The sequence below is a fragment of the Peribacillus sp. NPDC056705 genome, from assembly GCF_043656335.1.
This window is the reverse complement of the sequence record NZ_JBHTYI010000126.1, coordinates 988-2,009: the sequence shown is the minus strand read 5'-3', so window position 1 is coordinate 2,009 and position 1,022 is coordinate 988. Positions and strand designations below refer to the sequence as shown.

General features: G+C 46.4%; 1 protein-coding gene. It reads left to right on the top strand.

Annotation, left to right across the window (positions count from 1 at the left end; genetic code table 11):
- Window positions 1-1,022: condensation domain-containing protein (locus ACFRAK_RS28095; protein ID WP_394573051.1), on the top strand; the 1,022-nt coding region annotated here is incomplete at both ends.

Sequence of the window (1,022 nt, the reverse complement as noted above, 5' to 3'; positions counted from 1 at the left end):
GGCCTGCAGAGCAAGATTATACACCGCCAAGAACAGAGCAGGAGCAGGTGTTGGCTGATGTTTGGAAAGAAGTCCTGCAAGTCGAAGTCGTCGGAATTCACGATAACTTCTTTACATTGGGCGGGGATTCCATTAAGGCAATCCAGGTTGCAGCCCGCCTGCACCGATACAGCTTGAAGCTGGAAGTTAACCATCTTTTTCAGAATCCGACCGTGTTTGAGTTAACGCCATATCTACGAGCGGCCAAATCCTTGATTGATCAAAGCTTGGTCATAGGGGATGTGTCGCTGACACCGATTCAGCAGTGGTTCTTTAACCAGCAATTCGACGAGCCTCATCATTGGAATCAAGATATGCTTCTCTTTAAAGAAGAGGGATATGATGAGGCAGCTGTGGAGCAATCATTCAGAGAGCTGGTCAGGCATCATGATGCGCTGCGCATGCGTTATACCCATGTCAACGGCGTATGGAAGCAAGTAAATCTTGGCTTGGATGACCAACAACTCGCTATGAACGTATATAATCTTACTCAATCAGAACATTTACGGGAACAGATTGAGCAAAAGGCTGGCGAATTGCAGGAAAGCCTTCATATCGAACATGGTCCGCTGCTTCGGCTCGGCCTGTTCCGGACACGGGATGGGGATCATTTACTGATCATCATTCACCATCTGGTCGTCGATGGAATTTCATGGAGAATATTGCTTGAGGATTTCAATACGATTTATGAGCAGATATTAGCCCGACAACCGATCAAATTGCCTTTAAAGACGACATCTTTTCAAACTTGGGCCAGAGGATTGGAACAATATGCAGACAGTGAGGCTCTCCTTGCAGAGCTTCCTTACTGGACAAGAATCGAGGAAGCAAAGGTTGTGCCCTTGTCTAAAGACCGGGATGGCAAGTCTACTTACCAAATTGGCGACTCTGGCTCGGTGATCATGGAACTTAGTGAAGAAGAGACAAGGAACTTATTAACCGAAAGTCATCTGGCATACCAGACAGAGATTAATGATTTGCTA